Raw genomic sequence first — 19,806 nt, forward strand, 5'->3', positions numbered from 1 at the left:
CGTGTCAACCGGGTCTATGCCCCCGAGGTTCCTCGCACAATGCCCTTTCGCGAGACATCTTGGTATCTTACCATGGCGATGACTTTCTCATAATCTTGGCGAAACTTCCAACTCGGCTTTTCTTATGTCTTCGATGAAATCGATTTCCGTCCAGGGAAGTCCCCCGATCCGCTCATATCCGACCCGCACCTCCTGGAAATACTGCAGGAGCGCATCCTCGTACTCCATGTCCCATACGCCTCGATCAATGTGGCCGCGGAGCGACGAGACCACGCGAGGCGTGTCCGCATGCCGAACCCGAAGAAAGCCCACCCCTTCACCGGCGAGGTCATACCGTTCCGGCATCTTCTTGGTCAGTGCAATAACTCGCCCCCCCGCCACGACCACCATACATTCCTCTCCGCTTTGCTTCACTGTTTCATCCATCAACAACGCGTTCTCGAAGGACGACGACACCAGACGCCGGAGGATCTCCGGATGGAACAACACGTCGGCGTCCATCACGATGGTATCGTCATCGAGTGAGCTCCGTGCAATCCACAGCGAAGAAATACTGCCTCGGTGAAACTGTTCGTTGACCAGGAACTTGACGTGGACGCCGCATGAATCCTGCTCGACCGCCGAGCGAATCATGTCCTGTTTGTAACCGACGACGATGTCCGCTCGGCGAATCCCGACTGAAGCCAGCGATTCCAAGTAACGACGGAGAAGCGACCGGCCGCCGATCTCGATAAGGCATTTCGGGCGATGTTGGGTCACTTCCCACAGACGTTTCCCCACGCCCGCCGCCAGGATGATCGCCTTCATGCCGATGCACACACGTGCTCGAAGGCGTCGAGAAACCCGCTGAACTGCGCCTCGGACAATGCCCCCATATTGGCCACGCGAAAAATCTTGTTTTCCAGGTTGCCTTGACCGGCATAAATGACATAGCCCTGGCGCTTCAGGCGGTCATGCAACACCCGGTAGGGAACTCCCTCCGGAAGGTGATACGCCGTGATGGTATTCGATTGCAGATCCGCCGGGAGGAGCGCCTTCACACTGAGTGCGGCCATTCGTTCACGAATCGTGGCCGCCATCTTCTTATACCGTTGGATGCGTGCCGCGACGCCTTCTTCGAGCAGCTCGCTCAAGGCTTCGTCGAACGCGTAGTAGACCTGTACCGCCGGCGTGAACGGAATCGTGCCCCGCCCCTCGTTGTCGATGTAATGGGTCAGATGGAGATACCACGAACGCTTCGGGTATGAGCGCATTCTCTCCACGAATCCCTTCCGCACCAGGACGAACGAGACCCCCGGGAACCCTTGAATGCATTTTCCCGCCGTCCCCGCCACCATGTAGATGTGCGACCGGGCAATGTCGATCGTCTCGCCCGCCAGAGCGCTGACGGCATCGAGCACGAACACGCGATTCTGATTGTCGACGATCTCGGCGATCTCATGGACAGGGTTGAGGAGTCCGGTGGTGGTCTCGTGGTGCACCATGCCGACGGCATGCACTTCTTGATGCTGCCGCAGCGCAAGCAACAGTTTTTCAGGATCGGGCCGAGCCGTCCATTCATATTTCAATTCGTTCACCCCCAGGCGATGGAGGCCCACGATGTGGGACATCCGTTCACCATAAACCCCGTTGTTGAGGATGAGGATGCGACGGCCGTGAGGAAGCGATGACATCAAGGCGGATTCGACAGCAGCCGTCCCCGACCCGGTCAATAGGACGGCGACGTACTCCGATTCCGCTCCGGGGACAAAGGCCGCGAGCAGTTTGGCTTGGATACGGTGAAGCAGTTCGGCAAACTCATCTTCTCGATGACAGATATCGGGCTTCAGCAGTGCCTGCCGCACCCGCTCGGACACGTTCACAGGCCCAGGATTCAGGAGAACCACTCTTCTCTCCCTCCTCTTCTACGGGAGCGTGATGGGCATCCCTTTATTGCGCGCATTGACCGAGCACGCTCATTCCACCCGCCTACCCCATGTCGCCGAGACTCCTACTTGCCACGAATCGTGCGGGTCGGCGAGCACAAGGAAGGCCCATCGCGCTCCCTATCACTCAATCGCCTTCATGAACCGACGGGTGATGTCCGGCGGATCGAGCAGGACGCGGCCGGCGTCTTCGACAAATTCGTTCACCTTGACGAGCAACATGCTGGGCCCGTCCTTGTTCAGCATCTGTTTGAATTCGTAGACGAGATCCTCGCGATCAAGGACCCGCTCTACATTCACGTACCCCGCCGACTTCGCCACTTTCTCCAGCGGGACCACGTTGGAGATCGTCGGCTGGTTCCCCGTCGTTCCATACACTTCGTTGTCGAATACGACATGGATGAAGTTTTTCGGTTTCAACGCGCCGACTGTGGCGAGTGTGCCCATTCCCATCAGAACATTCCCGTCGCCGTCGAAGGTAATCACTTGTTTATTCGGCTTGGCGAGCGCGACACCGAGCGCGATCGCCGGTGCATTCCCCATGGAGCCGATCATGTAGAAATGGGTGGGCCGATCCGCAATCTTCTGCGCTTCACGCGAGGGAAAGCCGTTACAGATGATGACGGGTTGGTCGGTCAGCAACTCCAGCAAGGCCTGCATGGCCTGGGCGCGGCTGATCAACGTGCCTTGCTCCGGCCTCATGGATGCAACCCCTTCACGACGCCCTTGGTAATGAACAGCGCAACGGGAATCTGCCGCTGCATGAATGTCTGGGCCACCCAACGGAAATCTTCGAGGGCCGTGTTCTCGCCCAACGTCCGATGCGGAATCTTGACGGTATCGAGCAATTGCGGCATGACTTCGCCCATGACCACATGTTCGGGCGCGTCCTTTCCCCCTTGACCCCGCCATGAAACAATCAGGATGCAGGGTTGTTTGTAAATCACATTGAGAGAAATGATCGTATTGAGCGAGGTGCCAAGTCCTGAATTCTGCATCAATACGGCCGGTGTTTTCCCCGCCATATAGGCACCCGCCGCCATGCCGACCGCTTCATCCTCTCGGACGGCGGGGGTGTAGAGCCGACGATTCATGAGTTCCGCGATGATTCCACCCAAGATGGAATCCGGCACGCCGGTAAAAAAATTGACCCCCATGTCCTGCATCGCCTGCACGAAAACGTCGCTCTCAATCACCGGAAGATTCTCCCTGAAATAGTGGCACACGAGCGCTAAAAGCCGGCGCATTATAAGATAGGCCTTGCGGGGTTCTCAAGAAAGATCGGCGGTTGAGTTGACGTCATTCGCGTGTTAGCGTTATCCGAGATGAACGACCCTATCCCTTCTATATTCCCAGGGTGGCCGTTGACTGTCGTGATCGCAACCCTGGTCGGTATCAACTCCGCCTGGGCTGTTCCCATGACCAACGACCCCAAGGGTTTCCAGGGGATTCCTTGGGGAGCGTCATTGTCCGTGCGCCAGGACTTGGAGACGATGCGGGCAGGTCCGCATATCGTCGAATATCTGCACAAGGCAGAGCCGTCGTCGTTTGCCGGCACCGAGATGACCAGCGTCCTCTACGTCTCCGTGGACGACCAATTCGCACGCGTCATCATTCGATATCAAGGAGACCACGTCCATCGACAGGTCTTGAGCTTTTTGGAAAGCCGCTTCGGCGGGTTGGAGCGCATCCCCGGGCAAATGGCGAGAGGACTGACCCAACAATATAATTGGCGTGGGGCCGACACCGAAATCAATTTGACGTATCAAGCCGGCACGGAGCGTGGTTACATCTTCATCGATAGCCGCACGCTCGCGCCACGGTTCAACGACGACCTTACCGATTCCGCCGAGTAATGCGATGCGTGTGTCGCTCCCAGGGTGGGTCATGCGGGCAACGGTCGTCCTGTGTTGTTTGCTTGATTCATCAGCGCCTGCATGTGGCGTACCCATTATCAGTGATTCGAACGGATTCGAAGACATTCCCTGGGGAACAATCTTGTCTGAAGGGGAGCACTTCACAAAAGTGGAGGATTCCGGCCGCTTGCAGATTTACGAGCGAAATGGACGCCCACCCTTGCTAGGCATCACTCCGGTCGATTCGATGCGGTTTACGACGTTTGAAAAGAAGTTCGGCCGAGTGACCGTTCGCTACAGTGGCAAAGAAACCCATGACGAACTCCTGACGTATCTTCAATCGAACTACGGTCCACTCGATCGAACACCGGGACAAATCACAGTCGGCCCGGTGAAAGTCTATGCCTGGCATGGCTTTCATACGGAAGTGACGTTGCGATTCGAAACGAGGCTCGGTCACGGCATCATTTTCTTTGAAAGTCGGATGCTGCCCGAAAAACTTGTTGATGAGACCGCTCTCACGGCCTTTTGATGCCCATATCTCACCCCCTTCTCAACCGGAGAAAAGTTTCCATTGACAACTGCTGCCCGCTTTCGCATCATGGTGCGCTATGACCAACGCCGCAAGACTTCGAACCGCCCTCAAAAGGCCGGGTGCCTTGAAAATAGTCGGGGCTCACGATGCCCTCAGCGCCCGTCTGATCGAACGCGCCGGTTTCGACGGTGTCTGGGCGAGCGGCTTCGCCATTTCCGCTTCTCTTAAATGTATCCCTGATGCAAGTTTCATCACCTCGAGCGAGCAACTCGACGTCGAACGGAACATCGTCGAGGCTGTGAGTATCCCTGTGATCGCCGATTGCGACACGGGATATGGCAATGCCCTGAACGTCATGCGGACCGTCACCGACCGTGAGCGGGCTGGTGTGGCCGCCATCTGCATAGAAGACAACGTCTATCCGAAGCGTTGCAGTTTCTACGCGGGTGTTCGACGAGAATTGATCCCCATCGAAGAGCACTGTGGCAAGATTCGAGCCGCCAAAGCGGCCCAGATGTCCCCGGAATTCATGGTCATCGCCCGAACCGAGGCCCTCATCGCCGGATGGGGGCAGGAAGAAGCGTTGAAGCGGGCCGAAGCCTATGCGGACGCGGGCGCCGATGCCATCCTGATCCATTCAAAATCAAAAAAGTTCGACGAGCTGAAGGCAGTGTACAAATTGTGGTCCGGGCGCGTCCCGCTGGTCGTAGTCCCCACGATTTTCGACCAGACCACCGCGGCAGACATGGAGGCAGCCGGGGCAAAGATCATCATCTATGCCAACCAGCCGGTACGGGCAGCCATTCGTGCAATGACAGACACGTTGGACCTCATCAAGAAGGACACACGCCCAGGGGCTGCGAATGACCGAATCGTCACGCTCCCGGAAGTCTATGACATTGTCGGTGTTCCGCAAATGGAACAAGACGAGAAACAGTTCCTCCCGGTAGGCAGCGAACGCATTACCGCGATCATCGCCGCCGCCGGATTCGAAAAACAGCTCCTACCCTTGATTGAGGACAAGCCCAAGTGTTTGCTCGACATCAAGGGGAAAACGATCCTCGATCGCCAGATCAGCGCGCTCAACGAGTGCGACATCAAAGAAATTGCGTTGGTTCGGGGGTACAAAAAGGAAGCGATCACGCTGTCGAACATCCGTTACTACGATAACGATCGGTATGAGAGTACCGGCGAGCTCTTTTCCATCTTCTGCGCCGAAAACGAACTAAAGGGCCGGACCATCATGTTGTACGGCGACATTATGTTCGACCAGGCGGTGCTGGAAAAGTTGCTGAAGAGCCCGGCTGATATCGCGCTGGTGGTGGATCTCGCCTGGTTGGACGAGGCCCGGCACGGCGCGCAGCCGTCTCATATCAATCCGGACCTCGTGTCCCTCGCCGTGCCGCCGAGTTCACAATCCCTGTCGCGTTTCGTCATGCCTGAAGGCGAGCAACGCATTCTGCGCATCGGTCAACAGTTGCCCCATGAACAGGCGCATGGAGAATTCATCGGCATGGCCATGTTTTCTGAAAAGGGCGCGCAGATACTTCGCGACTGCTATCGGTCCGCGCAAGAGAAGTACAAATCGACCGGCTTCCATGAAGCCGGCAGCTTCATCAAGGCCTCCTTCACCGACATGGTTCAGGAGCTCATCGACCGTGGCCATACTGTCCAGGCCGTGCCGATTTTTAAGGGGTGGATGGAGGTCGACTCCTTCGAGGAATACCAGAAGGCCTGGGCCAAGACTCGGCAGTAATTCCCTTCCTCCTGCGACATCCCGTATTCTTCGTTATCGCGTCATGTCGTTCTCATAGCTCTGGTGACATTGCTGAATTGATTAGAACAATAGTCCGGATGCAGTTATGATGATGCAACTGACGATGAGTGGCCGAAAATCCTACGTGCCTTTGGATAACCGTTACGCCGAACGTGTCGCCGTCACCTGTCGAGTGCGCTATGTCGGTGAAGTTCCTACCCAGCCCCACCAGGGCGAAGGGCTCACGAAAAACATATCCGTTTCGGGGTGCCACGTCATCAGCGATCGCCCGGTGACGCGTGGTACATTATTGACTCTGACGATTTCGCTTCCCGATCGATTACCCCACCTATTATTGAAATCGGCGCATGTCGTATGGGTGTCAGGTTGCCAGTTTTCCGTCCGATTCATGGATCTGAATCAAGAACACCGCAAACGTCTACAATCCTTCATTTGGAAAAGCATCTCTCATCACACCGTAAGTGACCAACGAACCCGATTCCGCCTTATGTAGTTCGGGTCCATCGACACCGCTTCTAGTATCTCGCCCCCTTTTCAGAACGGGCTTAACGGGGCCATCAACTGGTAAGGCCCTACAAACCTTGTCCCTACCAGGCTTTTTGTCAAACAGCCACGTCTCGCATCGATATAACAATAATTGTGCTGCCCATCTTCCGAACTAGGTAGTCCCCCTCATCTAGTGGGAAGTCAAGGTTGACTCTGAGCGCTAGCTTTCATCCATAGCCTCTCGCCAAATACATGAGGGCTGATTCGGAGCAGAGCAGCATGTGGTAAAGCCGAAAGATCTATTGGGCGGCTCGAGTGCTCGAGATTGCCAGGGCAGATGAAAGGAATCAATCAATTCAACCCCGATACGTAGCCAGGAGGTGTCCTAATGAGACAGATCAAACAGATGAGACGGTCGGAAATGCCCTATCCATCCAGTGCTATTGAGCGCCGCAAAAAGGCAAGAACTTCCGCTTCCTTTGGTCTTATGTACTCAGGAGTCGAAGGGGACGACGTTCTCATCGGAGACGGAAGCCTCGTCGACTTATCCGAAGGCGGATTGGGCATCCGCGGAAACTGCCCCGTCCATGTCGGCCTTGAACTGACTTTGTTTTTATATCTCCAGGACGACGAGGAACCCTTGTTCGTGTCTGAGGCGAGGGTGGCCTGGGTGGCAGGTCCTCTCTTTGGTGTGGAATTGAAGGAAGTTAGCCTCCATGATTGCGATCGAATGCGGTCGTTTCTCCGTACCCACTCGGTAGCCCAAGCTTAGGTCGGTTGGATGAACCGACAATTCAGGGCTGGTGGGATTTCACATCTTCCATACTGACTGTGCCTTATGCACCACAATTCCGCCAGCTCTGTCTTGTTCTATGGTTTCCGCAGCCACAATCCGTTTGATTTCTATATCATCCCGCCTTGTTTTTCGTGCTGCCATCATGCTAACTTCCGGTGAGTGACTACTTACTCACCATGGGTAGAGCAAAACCGCCTTCTCGCCAACGACATCCATCTTCACGAACCTCGGGTCCGGAACGACAGGCCAGCCTGATCAGCGCGGCGACATCCTTGTTTGCCGCAAACGGTTTTACCGGAACAACCACGAAACAAATCGCCCAGGCAGCCGGTGTCAGTGAAGCACTGCTCTTCAAACATTTTCCGACCAAGCACGCACTGTACACCGCCATTCTAGAGGAAAAGGCTCAATACTCCGGGTTACGAGAGGCCGTCGAAGAAGCGATTAAATGGCGAGATGATGAACGGCTCTTCACCCTGCTTGCCAGCTATCGGATCAAGAAGGGCGCAGATCCGACGTTCCTTCGCCTACTCCTTTTCAGCACCTTGGAAGGGCATGAGCTTTCCAACATGTTCTTTCAGCGGCAATATCAAGTCTTTCATGATCTCCTTGCCGGCTACATTCGCCGACGCATTCAGGAAGGCGCGTTCCGTCCGGTGGATCCAGTACTGGCCGCCAGAGCTTTCTTCGGTGTCATCCTCCATCATCGGCTCCTGCACGATCTCTTCGGATTACCCATGCACTTGTCCCATGACGCAACGGTGGGGGAATATGTCTCGCTTTTCCTCGGAGGGCTCTCCCGTAGGTCGCCGCACTCGTAACTGACAGGCACCACCATGAGCCGACTCATCCAACATCCATTCATAGCCCTTGGAATTGTCCTTGTCCTTGTCATCACGGCCCTTGTCGTCTTTCGCCTGAACACAGGTGCCAAAACCGACGTGAAGAAACCACGGCTCATTACAGTGGGCGTTGTGACGCCGTTACGGAAGAATCTCGATATTCGTCTGAGCTACACCGCGGACATCTCTCCCAATCAAATCGTCAATATCTTTTCTCGGGTCGATGGATACATCACCAAACTGCATGTTGATAAGGGTGATTTTGTCCGGGCTAATCAGTTACTGGTTGAAATCGATCATACCGACTATCACCATGCCCTCAGTCAGGCCAGAGCCAACCTGCTAGCCGCAAAGGCAAAAGTGTCACAACAGAACGCGGCGGTTCGCAGCGCCAAACTGACATTCGATCGCATGCAGGTCCTCATCCAAGATCAATTTGTCTCACAGCAAGACCTGGATAATGCGTTGGTCAACCTCGACGCGGCCAAAGCGGCACAAGAGTCCCTCCAAGCCCAGGTCAACCAAATGGAGGTGGCCCTGGCGCAAGCGGAGACTAATTTGGCCTATTCCTACATCCGAGCCCCATTTCCCGGCTATATCGCAGAGCGAAATCTCGATACCGGAGCCTATGTCAGTAGCGCCACTGCAAGCACTTCGACCATGTCGCGAGGCATCATGAGCCTGCACGACATCAATACGATCCGCGTGTTGATCGAAGTCGTCGAGCGAGACATTCCACTTATAAAGATAGGGCAAAAGGCGGAGCTCCGTGCCGAAGCATATCCCGATGACGTGTTCACAGGAACGGTCACGCGTATCGTCCAAGCCCTGAATCGTGCGACACGGACAATGACCGTGGAAATCGACCTGCCCAATAAGGATCGTCGGTTAAAAGGCGGGATGTTCGCCCGAGTCGAGGTGATGGTGGGGACGCATCACCAAGCGTTACAGATTCCCATGGACGCCGTCAGCCGGCTGGAAGATACGCAATACATCTATATCGCTCGTGAGGGGAAAGCGTATCGGGTGGACGTCGAGCTCGGGGCCCGTAACGGCAACCTGGTCGAAATCACCAAAGGTTTGACGGGTCAAGAGGAGATCATCGTTGCCGGTAAAGACTTGGTCCACGACGGCACCTCCGTACAGATCCAACAACTGATACAAGCAACGAGCGGCGGGTAAGAGGTGAGAGTGGAAGAGTTCGCCAACCTTCATCCCACCCCTCGTAGCCGGATCCGCATCAACCTAGCATGTGGCTGACTCTACTTGCATTGCGCAATCGCATCGGCATCCTGATGCTGTCCCTGGCGATGGTGGTATTGGGGCTCACGTCTCTCCAACGTTTACCGGTTGATCTTTTCCCTCAAATCCAGGTACCTGTCGCCTTCGTTGGAGTCGTCTACAAAGGAGCACCTCCGCTCGACATCGAACAGAGCGTCGTCTACCCGATCGAAAAAGCCGTCAGTTCCGCTTCCAATGTCGAACATGTCGAGTCGTTCAGCAAGCAGGGCCTCGGAGCCGTGCAGATCTGGTTCAACTGGGGGGCGGACATTAACGTGGGTCAAATGGAGGTGATGCAGCGCATCACCCAGATTCTCAATAGCCTCCCACCCGGCATTCTCCAGCCCTTTATCGTCAAGTTCGACGTCTCCAACATACCCATTTCGCTCGTTTCGGTATCGAGTGATGAGCTGGACGAGCGGGCGCTTTATGACCTCGCCTACAACACGATCGCCCCCCAGATCGAGCAGATCGCCAATGTGGCGGCCGCAACGGTCGAGGGAGGCAAGATCCGCCAGATCACTATCAACCTTGATCCGGCGTTGCTCAGTGCCCGTGGACTTTCCATTTTGGACATTGTGAAGTCCGTCAAAGCCTCGAATTTGATTCTGCCTTCCGGCGATATCAAAGCCGGCAACCTTGATTACAATGTATTTACGAATAATCAGTTTCGAACGGTGGACCCGATCCAGGATGTCATCGTGAAGGTGAATCAACAGGGCAACCCGGTCCGCGTGCGCGACGTCGGAACCGTGACAGACTCATCCGACATCCAAACGAACATCGTCCATGCCGATGGTGCCCGATCCGTATTTCTCCGTGTCAACAAACAACCGATCGCCAATACGGTCGAAGTCGTGGATGCCCTGCGTGCCGCACTCCCCAAGATGTTTGGCATCCCCGAAGGGGTGAAACTCGGCATTTCGTTCGACCAATCGCTCTACATCCGTCAATCCATCAACAACTTGATCGAACAAGCCCTCCACGGTTCCCTGTTGGCGGCAGCCGTGATTCTGATCTTCTTGCGCAACCTCACGAGTACGGCGATCATTTCCGTGGCCATACCGCTCTCCATGCTCGTGACGTTTATCGTCCTCTATTTTACCGGTCAAACTCTTAACATCTTTACGCTCGGCGGACTCGCCCTTGGGATTGGCCGGCTGGTCGATGACTCCATCGTGGAGCTGGAGAACATCCAGCGTCACCTCAATACCAATCCCGACCGATGGCGGAGCATCCTTGAAGCCGCGCGGGAAGTCGCGATGCCGATCTTGGCATCGACCGTCACCACGGTGGTGGTTTTCCTTCCGATGTTCTTCCTTGTCGGAATCGCGCGACTATTGCTGATTCCGTTGACCGTGACGATCGCTATCGCGCTCTTCACCTCTTTCCTAATCTCCCGCACCGTGACACCGGCGCTTTGTTACAAGTTCCTCAAGTCCGAGCAAGAAGTTCGACGAACAATTCCTGGCTGGTTGACTCCACTGATGGATTCGAGTCGCCGTCGATACGAGTCCCTCGATAGCGGTTACCACGAGTCGTTGCAGTGGGTGCTGGGACATCGTCGGCTCTTTATCGCCATGGTGCTGTTGATCTTCGTCGGATCGCTCACGTTGGTTCCGATGATCGGGACGGAGTTTCTGCCGGTTTCCGATGAGAGTCAGTTCCGCATCGTCCTGCGGGCGCCGGTCGGACAACGGGTTGAAAAGACGGAACAACAGGTTTCAGAAGTTGAACGGGTGCTCCGCGCCAATATTCCCGCGACCGAATTGGAAACGATTGTGTCGAGTACGGGTATCCTATCGCAAGGCCGCGCGTCGCTCTTCAATCCCAATACCGGGCCGCACACATCTTCCATTCAAGTGTACTTGGTCTCACCTGACAAGCGGATCAGAACTCAAGTCGAGATCATGAACGAGGTGCGCCCCAAGATCGTCAAACTGTTCCCCGGCGTCTCGATGTATTTCGATCCCGGCGGTCTCGTCAAACGCGTCACCAGCTTCGGCTCCCAAAAAGCCGTGGACGTGGAAATTTATGGCTACGACTTCGAGAAAGCGCGAGGCGTCATCGCTCGTGTCAAGGAGATCATGGAACGGACTCCCGGCTTGGCGGATATTGAACCGAGTCGGGAAGAAAACTATCCGGAGGTCAATGTCACCGTCGATCGGGAGAAGGCGGCTCTGCTCGGCATCAGCGAGACCGACGTGGCCAACGCCGTGCTGTTTTCTTTGAACGGAAACGGCCAGACCGACCCGATCATTTATACGGATCCGCAGAGCGGCAATGAGTACTTCATCAGCGCTTGGCTGGCCGAGGAGCACCGAAAGGATCTGTCCGATCTGGAGAACATCCTTCTCACCACCAAATCCGGTGACCCCGTCTTATTGAAGAACATCGCGTCTCTCAAGTTGAACGCCGGGCCCGTGAAGGTGGATCGGAAGTATTTCCAGCGTGTCGTCCATATCACGGCCAATCCGACCACCCGTTCCCTCGGTGAGATCGCCGAAGATCTTGAGTCCTCATTCGCCACTCTCCAGTTGCCGGCTGGCTTCAGCATCAAGCTGGCTGGGCAAATCCAGCAACAGCGAGAAACCTTCCAAGGGTTGCAGTTCGCGACCATCCTGGCACTTCTGCTGGTCTACATGGTCATGGCCGCCCAATTCAAATCCCTCATCGATCCCTTCATCATCATGTTTTCGGTGCCCATGGGATTTCCCGGTGTGATCTTAATACTGTTCCTCACGAACACGACGTTCTCCACCGCGTCGTTGATGGGCATCATCATGATGTTCGGAATTGTCGTTTCAAACGGCGTCTTACTGGTCGATTACACCAACGTGCTGCGCCGCAGAGGTGAGCCGCTTTATCAGGCCGTCGTGACCGCCGCGCGAACCAGGCTGCGCCCGATTCTCATGACATCGCTCGCGACGGTCTTCGGACTTCTTCCGATGGCGATCGGAGTCGGAACCGGCGCCGAAACGAATGCGCCGCTCGCACGGGCGGTGGTGGGAGGGTTAAGCATGTCCACCCTCCTCACGCTATTTCTCGTCCCGACAATGTATCTGATCCTGGAAGAACGTTTTCCGAGAAGACTTGAAGAGGCGATGAACGACCGCGAACCGACTCCCGCCGGAGCGCCTCCGTTCCGGAGCGACTCGCCTTAACGTTCGACAACGTTTGGGAACAAGGACTTCAGCTGCATGGCCAATCCGATGTCCCCGGTGACTTGCAAACGGCCAGACATTGCCATCGTCATTCCGCTGAGCTTTCCACTCAAAACCCCGATGCAGTCTTCACCGGTCATGGAGAGGGTCACATGGGGATCGGCATGGGTTCCATCCTTTACAACGCAGGCCCCATTTTGGACCAGCAAATGGTACTGGCCGCCTTGACTTCCTCGGAGATCGAACTGGTAGACGGCCTCAAGATCTTCCGCCGCCTCCTTATCGAGTTTGGCTGGAAGTGACTCGAATACCTCTTTGATGGTCTTAGGTTTCATCGTGAGACAACACCAATGATAGAGATGGTTATGCGTTCGGGGGCGCTATAATAAATAGCGCCCCCCGAACAAGGTCACTGTGGCGAAATTTTAGTACCGGAGCGTAGCAGTCGCGACACTACGGCGGGCGCCGAAAAACTCCTTCGAAAACGATTCGACGACCGCGGGATCATACCCCTTGCAGCTGAAAATGTCGAGGTAGGCGTGATTGGTTTCATTGGCAAAATGACCGCTGATCAAGGAGGTCGAGATCAATTGCACCATGGAATAGCCGGCGACGCGGCCTTCGCCAAAATCGACGACTTGGCATTCACCGTAGCGCTTCATGCCGATGAGCTCGCAGAGCTCCACCACATAGCGCTTGATATGATTCGCATCACGTATAAGCTCGGGATTGCAATCGTGGAGGTCAACGGCGGTGCAGAGCCCCCATGCCTTGCCGCTTCCCACCATGTCTTGGACAGATCTGGCAGCGGCCGCAGGGGCGTTGGATGGTAAGATTGTAGACTCGGAACTAGCCGAGGTACTCATAGAGGGTGGTTCCCTTTCTGTATAAGAGGGTTGTGCGCACAGGGACTATCATGCGTGAACTATACCATGATTCTTTCAATGCGCACGTGAAGCAAAGAAAAAAATTCGGCTCTAGCGAAAGTGCCGTCAATCGGTTGACAAGGTTTCATCTCTCAGGGACAATGTTCCTATGTCGGCCTCTACGGACATCGTTCGAGACACGCCTCGCATCGAGATCCCCGATCGCCTCTGTACGTGGTGCAAGGTGCCCATGAGAAAGCGGTTGGTCGGGGGCAACCAATTCATCCACTACACCTGCCCCAAGTGCATTTTCCAACATACGCGACGACTAGGCCTCAAGGTTTAAGTGCTAAATGCATTGTCTTTCTTTAGGGTAACCAGGCCCAGGGGCTTCTTTCAGGTCGCCTAGAGCTTGCCGTCCCTTTCACACCTATCCCCACATTACCTGTTCTCACAGCCTTGCCTCCTGGCGGGATCCGACACCCAAGCGACAGTCCTATTCCCTTAGGGCCTGGTCAGTCGCCAGGTGCGGCCCCTGACCCTGCGAGGGAGTAGAGTGAGCCAGCTATTGTCCGGCAAAACCCGCTATCGATAACGATTGGTCATTCGGTGGTCACTTTTCAACAGAGGGATGGCGATTCCCGCCTTGTAGCGATTGAAATGAAGAAACTTGAAGCTGGCTACCTGACTGTGTGATGGTTGGTCGGCTGCGGCCTCGATCTTTGGAGGAGAGGCGGCGTCTGAGTGGGGCTCGCCCTGACTGGATCGGCAACGTCTACCCTCGTGAGAAACTACTTTGAATATGGTCATCAAGGATATGCGCCAATCGCGCTCGATCCTCGGGACTGATAACAATAATTTTTGCACCCAATTTAGGAGTCCGCACGTGAATGACTTCCAACTCGCACGTTAAGGATCTCCCATGCTCAAGCTCTATTCTGAGCTGAAGCACATCGCCCTTCTTCACGAACAGGCGACTTTCGAGACTGACACCGGACTCGCTGACATCGCGCACCTTACAGGGAGCTGAAAGAACGCCGCGCTGCAACCGGCCGACACGGCCGACATCGACACGGGAGTGTTTCCGTTTGAAACCCATGGCCCATCCTCCTGGTCTGGCATCATACCAGGAGGCGAGAACCCGTCGAAGCAATAACGGAAATGCTCAGAGCTTTCCAACTACTAACGCCCGCACCTGTTCCATACGCGTGCGGTTGACGCCAAGATCGCTGTAACCCGTGCGGGAAGCAGAACGAAAGTGAACCGTCTTGGTCGTTTCATCGAAGAGCAACTCCACATCGTCGATGAATCGAAGCAGCAGAGAGGTGAACTCATAGTGCAGGTAAGACTCGTCCTCGTCGACGAGTTTGGTTCGAGGCAATGTTGCAAGTACCGCTTTCAACGCTTCTTTCGCTTCCGCGCGGGACTTTGTGTATTGGAACGGCGCGATGGCGTGGCCTTCATCGGTCGCCTGAGTCGACACGCAATTAGGGCTGCCCGGGCAAGGGGAAAGCGTCCGCGGACTCATTGATGCCGCACTGTACTCGCTTTGATCAACGCCCGCAACCAGATCTCGACAACGAGCACCGCACGAGGAGGAATGAGATCCGGGATGCCTTTATCTCGATAGGCCAAATGCGGACTGATGCGGACCTTCCGATAACCACCGACCTTCATGTCTAGCAGTGCGTGGTCCACACCGGCAATTACTTCTCGATGACCGAGTGTGACCGTGCGATCGATCAGAGTGACCCCATACTGCATTCGGATCGTCTCTTTCGGAGCATGCTCCGCCTGTTTTTCATTGAGCGGCACTTCCTTTCCCTTGTTCAGATATAACCGCATGGTATAGACGACACGATCATCTTTCTGCGCGGCGGGCCCTACCCCTTCTCGTTCGTCCAACAACTTGAGGCCACTCAACCGTTTCATTATCAGAGTTAGTACGACACGGTCGCCAGGGTCGGTTGCGCTTCACTTCGAGCCTCAACCGTCACCGTGACCCGTCCGACCACACGCCCGTCGGCGGCTTCAATATCGACACGCCAGTCACCCGGGTCTAAACCCTGTTTGAAACTGTACGCCCGATAGCCCCCCTCGCGTCCTCCTGAAATCTTGATCGGGATCTTATCGGCATGGGTGAACGGCCTGTTGTCGTGTGGACGAAAGTACCAATGGTGATAGATCGTGGTGTTGAGATCGACCGGTGCAAAGACCGCGGTGAAGCAATAGATCGGCGTGTTTGCGGGATAGGTCGTATCAGAACGTTTCCAGACTTGATACCATCGCCGCTCAAAGGCGAGCTCAAACCGGTCACCGCTTCGCTTGATCTCGTGATACATCCCTCCGAACTTCAGTGACAGCGGAACCGGGGGAATGAGATTCAGGAAGTAGAATCCGACGAGCGTACCGATCAGTGCCGCAGCGGGAACGGTCATCCCAATCGCTTCCCGTCGAGATCGTTCCGGATTGTTGCGATAGATCAACTGCGCGACCCGCAAGACCACCCCTACGCTGAGCATCGCTCCGATCACAAAGATCGCCGCGTTCATATAACCCGTCATCACAGGGAGGAAAAACGTGAAAAACGCGAAACACACAAGGGCGTAGAGGCTGATCAGCAGCCGAAGATTTGAGAGACGGTCGCGCAAAAACTCGTTGGCCACCAAGAGCATGATGAGCAGTGCGAAAAAGACCGCCGTACCGGTGAACGTGGCGCTTTTCGAATAGAAAATCGTATAGGCGCTGAAGAGGCCGCCCAGCAGAAACTGACTCGCCATGGGGTAGTAGGGACGGCTCGCGACGACCCATCGAGTGAACGGCGAAAGCGATGCCAGCTGTTCGCGATCGGGCGGAGGTTCGATGCCCCATCGTCCGGTCAAGACGATCAGGGTCCCGAGCAAAACCAGATAAAGGAGCAGAATCAAGTTATCCAACAACCGGTCGATCCGCGTGAGCGTCAACGTATCGTAGGTTACGCCGGAGAGGAAGAACACGGCCGGCATGAACGGTTTGGCCAGAATGGACTGAACCTTTGCCAGGGGACTCATGCCTTTACTGTGCAAAACCAGAAAGGTTTCATCAATGAAATAGTCATTTGAGGAAAGGTTGCGAGGCGGGCATTGGCTCGATGCTGAGATCGACACGGCATGCGCATGTCGGCCGCATCTTCCTCACACAAATGCGGGTAACGGCGCATACACGACAGGATGACCGATCAGCCGTCCCAACCAAGGGGCCATCGCCTCTTCGTGAAGGGGAGCTTGATTGAGGCGGGCTTCGATCTTGAACTGTCCGTTGACTCCGACGATCCCGATGATCGCCGAGGCGTCTTCGGCGTCGGGCAAGACCGCGTGTGTCTGAAATTCACACAGCGTGGCGTACAGGAGCCCGTGCGGTCCGATCGCGTTCTGCACCTCGGGCAGATCGTCCAGTGGGCAGTGAACGGAGCAGCGATAGGCCGGCCGCGCTCCCGGTTCGATTTCCTGAAATTCCGCCAAAGCGGCTTCCGAAAACCCCGTGAGATAAGCCCGCACTCCAGCCGGTTCCGGGTTGAACGTTTCCGCAAGCTTGCTGGCCGGGACAAGAAATTCAAACGCATCGGGCGTGTTGTACTCGAACTGACAAGGACCAAACGCATCAGGCCATGAGCAGAAGAACGGAACGATCGGATCGGCAGGTCGAAGGACTACCATGTTCTTCTCCACCTGCGTCTCGATCGGGAGCTCCAAAACCGTGATCGCCTCAAGGAAGGCGGCACGCCGCTCATCCAACCAACGTGCCCGTTCGGCATCACCACGTGTTTCGCCGGGAGTAATGATCACCTGAGTTTGAAGCCGAACCCGGATGAATGAATGGGCGTGCCGGAACCCGATCCAGAACATGGCCCGTTGATCATGTAGCCGCAGGACTTCCCGAATGCGCCACGGGTGGCTGATGGAGCAATACGTACCGATATCCTGATGGCGCTGATAGACCGTATGATACGCTCCGGATAACAGAAAGAAGTCGCCGCGCCATCGTTCACGTACGTGGACGAGCGTGACATCTTCCGTGGCCCAGGCATCAAGTTGGTCGAAGTCGTCGAGCGATTCAACCGTCCATTCTTCCACGTAGCAGATGACATCGTTTGAAGGCGAGACCGGCTGTAACCCGAGAGTCGCGAGCCGGTCCCCCACGGCAAGCGCCTGACCGAAATTCAATGGCGTCGTCGTTTCCCACCGCCGCTCACGCACTATGAGGGATCCCTGAAGACAATTGGAGATTGTGGCCGCCAACTCTCAAAAACTCAATGCCCGTCCCAGATTTAGGCGCGCCGGTTCACTCTTGCAAGAGACGCCGGGCCGGGCGTAACGCCTTGTTGTCGATCGTCGTGTCGACGATGAGACGATCAAGCCCATCTTTCAAAGTCGCCGCCAATTGGTCCCGCACGTCGTCCTCATTGAACCAGAACACCGTACGACTCCGACCCCCTTCAATGGTCCGGATGGTCGTGCTCCGGTCGGAGAGATTCCTGGCCTGAATTGTAAACCGGCTGGTGGTGTCAATCACAGAGGAAAAGACTCGGCTCTTCACGGTCGCGGAAAAATCTTGGACCTGCCCGCTGATGACGATGTCGGCATCCGCGGCCGACCCAGCCGGGACCACACGCACATTCCACACCCGATCTCGCCACCCTCGCGTTCTCAAGCGATCGGCGAGTCGCTGCGTGATCACGTTCGCCAGGCGATCACCCGATACGTCGAACTGCGTGGTGCCTCCCCACAGATGCGTGCGCATCCCCACACGGTTCTTCTCCGTCCGTCGATCGTCAAACGGCTCGATGACGATTTTGACCGGCTCGATGTCGCTCACCTGCACCATCGGCGGCTTCTCACGCAAATCCAGATACCGCATCTCTCCTGTTCCCCTACAGCCGGCCAGCATGGTCGCCATCATGATGGCACAGCCCAGAACTCGTAATGACGATTGCTTCACAGGCTCCTCCCGGTCAAAGTTCAAAAAGAGTGGCGGCCCAGTCTACCCAAGTTTGGTGTCAGAGACAATTAGGATAAAAGTTAGGGAGCGACGAGGGGAGCCAGTGACCGAAAGGTGTCGCATGCCAGCTGAGCCAGTTGCCCTTCTCGTATTCGCGGATCACCCAAGGGGACACAACGAACGACCTTTAAGAACGATCGTTCCGCCAGGACGGCGGCAATCTGGGCCTTGCGGTCGTGGGAGATCGGAAGCGTATACCCCTCCCCGCGCTTCCACTCCCACAACGACGGTGCGAGCGAGAGTTCGAGGTCTCGTCCTGCAAGCTGGTGGAACCGACCGAGCAGCTGGCGCTTGTATCGTCCGATCTCCGAGCCTTCCAGCAAAAGCGCACAGGCCACATGATGTCCCCACCAGACCAACGTACGGAAGGTAAACTTGTTCGCACCGGAGAAGTGTTTGGGACAGTCAAGGTACTGATATGGGAAGTCCTCCAGATGCTCGCCTTTGACGAGTTGATGGAGGTGCGGATCGAAATCGGGCGGCACGATGAGCGACAAACCGGCCAGCTCATTCTGCAACGCTGGCAGCGTCGCCTCGAGCATGGCTCGTATTTTTGTCGTGACCGAGGCCTTTTTTCGAAAGAACTGCGCATCGGCGAGCAGCAGGGTTTCTTCTTCGGTCAACACAGAGGGTTGGACCGTCATGATAGAGAAGAAGAAAGAACCATTCGTCGCGGCCAGACGCGTTGGCTATTTGTGCCGTGTTTCAAATGCCGAGACGATCAGTTCGTACTGCCGTCGACAGTCGATACAGCGCAACCGCACCACGTCCTGAAACACATCCATCTCCCGAAGCGCGAGAGACGCCTGATGCGTCGAGACACACGCCTTCAGAAACTCCCAGCCAGACGTCTCTTCTCGCGGCGCGTCTTCTCCGGCCATTTGCTGAGCCGAGGATCCTTTCGACGTGATCGTGGCAACCGTCAGATAGTGAGCCGATTTACAAGAACTGCAAGAAAGCACGACCGAGTTCTCATCCGTCATTCGCTTGACGGTCACACACAGAGGGTGAACCGACCAACACTGCTGAAGAAACGCCCCGCTGCGAATGACTTGCGCCATGATCGTCTCAATGGACGGTAAGGTAGTTGGAACCTCTCACCAATGTTCAGCCGACCGCGTGTGAGAATGACAGAGGAACAGAAGAGAACTAGCATTCAGGGCATCGCTGCCACAGGAGATCCATCCTTGTTCAGAGGACGAGGAATACTCCCCTCTTGAACCGAACGACAAGTCTTACAT

The 19,806-nt window shown here is 55.8% G+C and carries 22 protein-coding genes; 8 read left to right on the forward strand and 14 right to left on the reverse strand.

Annotation, left to right across the window (positions count from 1 at the left end; all coding sequences use genetic code 11):
* Positions 1–87 precede the first annotated feature (87 nt).
* From A4E19_20210 to A4E19_20225, 4 genes are all read right to left on the reverse strand, one after another.
* Positions 88–807: a hypothetical protein gene (locus A4E19_20210; GenBank protein ID OQW31296.1), complete on the reverse strand. Its 720-nt coding sequence runs from the start codon at positions 805–807 to the stop codon at positions 88–90.
* Positions 804–1,886 carry a hypothetical protein gene (locus A4E19_20215; protein OQW31297.1) on the reverse strand — a complete coding sequence of 361 codons (1,083 nt, stop codon included), beginning with the start codon at positions 1,884–1,886 and terminating at the stop codon, positions 804–806. Before A4E19_20215 ends, A4E19_20210 begins: the two co-directional genes overlap by 4 nt.
* 162 nt (positions 1,887–2,048) lie before the next feature.
* Positions 2,049–2,627 carry a sulfopyruvate decarboxylase subunit beta gene (locus A4E19_20220; protein OQW31298.1) on the reverse strand — a complete coding sequence of 193 codons (579 nt, stop codon included), beginning with the start codon at positions 2,625–2,627 and terminating at the stop codon, positions 2,049–2,051.
* Complete coding sequence (locus A4E19_20225) at positions 2,624–3,172, reverse strand: hypothetical protein (GenBank protein OQW31299.1); 549 nt, start codon at positions 3,170–3,172, stop codon at positions 2,624–2,626. The genes A4E19_20220 and A4E19_20225 overlap by 4 nt, the downstream gene beginning before the upstream one ends.
* Positions 3,173–3,289: 117 nt before the next feature.
* Here A4E19_20225 and A4E19_20230 point away from each other — a divergent pair, with 117 nt between their 5' ends.
* The 8 genes from A4E19_20230 (at position 3,290) to A4E19_20265 (ending at position 12,662) form a co-directional block, all read left to right on the forward strand.
* Entirely contained in the window at positions 3,290–3,781 is a 492-nt protein-coding gene (locus A4E19_20230) for a hypothetical protein (GenBank protein ID OQW31300.1), read from the forward strand.
* Positions 3,782–3,785: 4 nt separating this feature from the next.
* Complete coding sequence (locus A4E19_20235; GenBank protein ID OQW31301.1) at positions 3,786–4,313, forward strand: hypothetical protein; 528 nt, start codon at positions 3,786–3,788, stop codon at positions 4,311–4,313.
* A 79-nt stretch (positions 4,314–4,392) separates the two neighbouring features.
* A complete protein-coding gene (locus A4E19_20240) occupies positions 4,393–6,072 on the forward strand; it encodes a phosphoenolpyruvate mutase (protein OQW31302.1) in 1,680 nt (559 codons plus the stop codon).
* A gap of 106 nt (positions 6,073–6,178) precedes the next feature.
* Positions 6,179–6,586 (forward strand): hypothetical protein, encoded by a 408-nt coding sequence (locus A4E19_20245; protein OQW31303.1) that lies wholly within the window; start codon positions 6,179–6,181, stop codon positions 6,584–6,586.
* A 381-nt stretch (positions 6,587–6,967) separates the two neighbouring features.
* Entirely contained in the window at positions 6,968–7,351 is a 384-nt protein-coding gene (locus tag A4E19_20250; GenBank protein OQW31304.1) for a hypothetical protein, read from the forward strand.
* 200 nt (positions 7,352–7,551) lie between these two features.
* Positions 7,552–8,196 (forward strand): hypothetical protein, encoded by a 645-nt coding sequence (locus tag A4E19_20255; protein ID OQW31305.1) that lies wholly within the window; start codon positions 7,552–7,554, stop codon positions 8,194–8,196.
* Positions 8,197–8,211: 15 nt separating this feature from the next.
* A complete protein-coding gene (locus A4E19_20260) occupies positions 8,212–9,399 on the forward strand; it encodes a hypothetical protein (GenBank protein ID OQW31306.1) in 1,188 nt (395 codons plus the stop codon).
* Between the two features lie 68 nt (positions 9,400–9,467).
* Positions 9,468–12,662 carry an acriflavin resistance protein gene (locus A4E19_20265; protein ID OQW31307.1) on the forward strand — a complete coding sequence of 1,065 codons (3,195 nt, stop codon included), beginning with the start codon at positions 9,468–9,470 and terminating at the stop codon, positions 12,660–12,662.
* On the opposite strand, the gene A4E19_20270 is transcribed toward A4E19_20265, so the two are convergent.
* From A4E19_20270 to A4E19_20315, 10 genes are all read right to left on the reverse strand, one after another.
* Positions 12,659–12,997: a hypothetical protein gene (locus tag A4E19_20270; protein ID OQW31308.1), complete on the reverse strand. Its 339-nt coding sequence runs from the start codon at positions 12,995–12,997 to the stop codon at positions 12,659–12,661. The two genes, A4E19_20265 and A4E19_20270, sit on opposite strands and share 4 nt — an antisense overlap.
* Before the next feature lie 90 nt (positions 12,998–13,087).
* The gene (locus A4E19_20275) at positions 13,088–13,450 is read right to left on the reverse strand and encodes an S-adenosylmethionine decarboxylase (protein ID OQW31309.1); all 363 of its coding nucleotides are present in this window, start codon (positions 13,448–13,450) and stop codon (positions 13,088–13,090) included.
* 853 nt (positions 13,451–14,303) lie between these two features.
* The gene (locus A4E19_20280; GenBank protein OQW31310.1) at positions 14,304–14,627 is read right to left on the reverse strand and encodes a hypothetical protein; all 324 of its coding nucleotides are present in this window, start codon (positions 14,625–14,627) and stop codon (positions 14,304–14,306) included.
* Between the two features lie 66 nt (positions 14,628–14,693).
* Positions 14,694–15,056, reverse strand: a complete 363-nt coding sequence (locus A4E19_20285) for a hypothetical protein (protein OQW31311.1) — start codon at positions 15,054–15,056, stop codon at positions 14,694–14,696.
* Positions 15,053–15,460, reverse strand: a complete 408-nt coding sequence (locus tag A4E19_20290; GenBank protein OQW31312.1) for a hypothetical protein — start codon at positions 15,458–15,460, stop codon at positions 15,053–15,055. Before A4E19_20290 ends, A4E19_20285 begins: the two co-directional genes overlap by 4 nt.
* 8 nt (positions 15,461–15,468) lie before the next feature.
* The gene (locus tag A4E19_20295; protein OQW31313.1) at positions 15,469–16,674 is read right to left on the reverse strand and encodes a hypothetical protein; all 1,206 of its coding nucleotides are present in this window, start codon (positions 16,672–16,674) and stop codon (positions 15,469–15,471) included.
* Positions 16,675–16,701: 27 nt separating this feature from the next.
* On the reverse strand, positions 16,702–17,763 hold the full coding sequence (locus A4E19_20300; protein OQW31314.1) for a hypothetical protein: 1,062 nt from the start codon (positions 17,761–17,763) through the stop codon (positions 16,702–16,704).
* An 85-nt stretch (positions 17,764–17,848) separates the two neighbouring features.
* Positions 17,849–18,505, reverse strand: coding sequence for a hypothetical protein (locus A4E19_20305; protein ID OQW31315.1), 657 nt, complete (start codon positions 18,503–18,505; stop codon positions 17,849–17,851).
* 80 nt (positions 18,506–18,585) lie between these two features.
* Positions 18,586–19,209, reverse strand: a complete 624-nt coding sequence (locus A4E19_20310; GenBank protein OQW31316.1) for a hypothetical protein — start codon at positions 19,207–19,209, stop codon at positions 18,586–18,588.
* A gap of 45 nt (positions 19,210–19,254) precedes the next feature.
* Complete coding sequence (locus A4E19_20315; protein OQW31317.1) at positions 19,255–19,626, reverse strand: hypothetical protein; 372 nt, start codon at positions 19,624–19,626, stop codon at positions 19,255–19,257.
* Positions 19,627–19,806: the final 180 nt, after the last annotated feature.

This window comes from Nitrospira sp. SG-bin1, assembly GCA_002083365.1.
Lineage (GTDB): Bacteria > Nitrospirota > Nitrospiria > Nitrospirales > Nitrospiraceae > Nitrospira_D.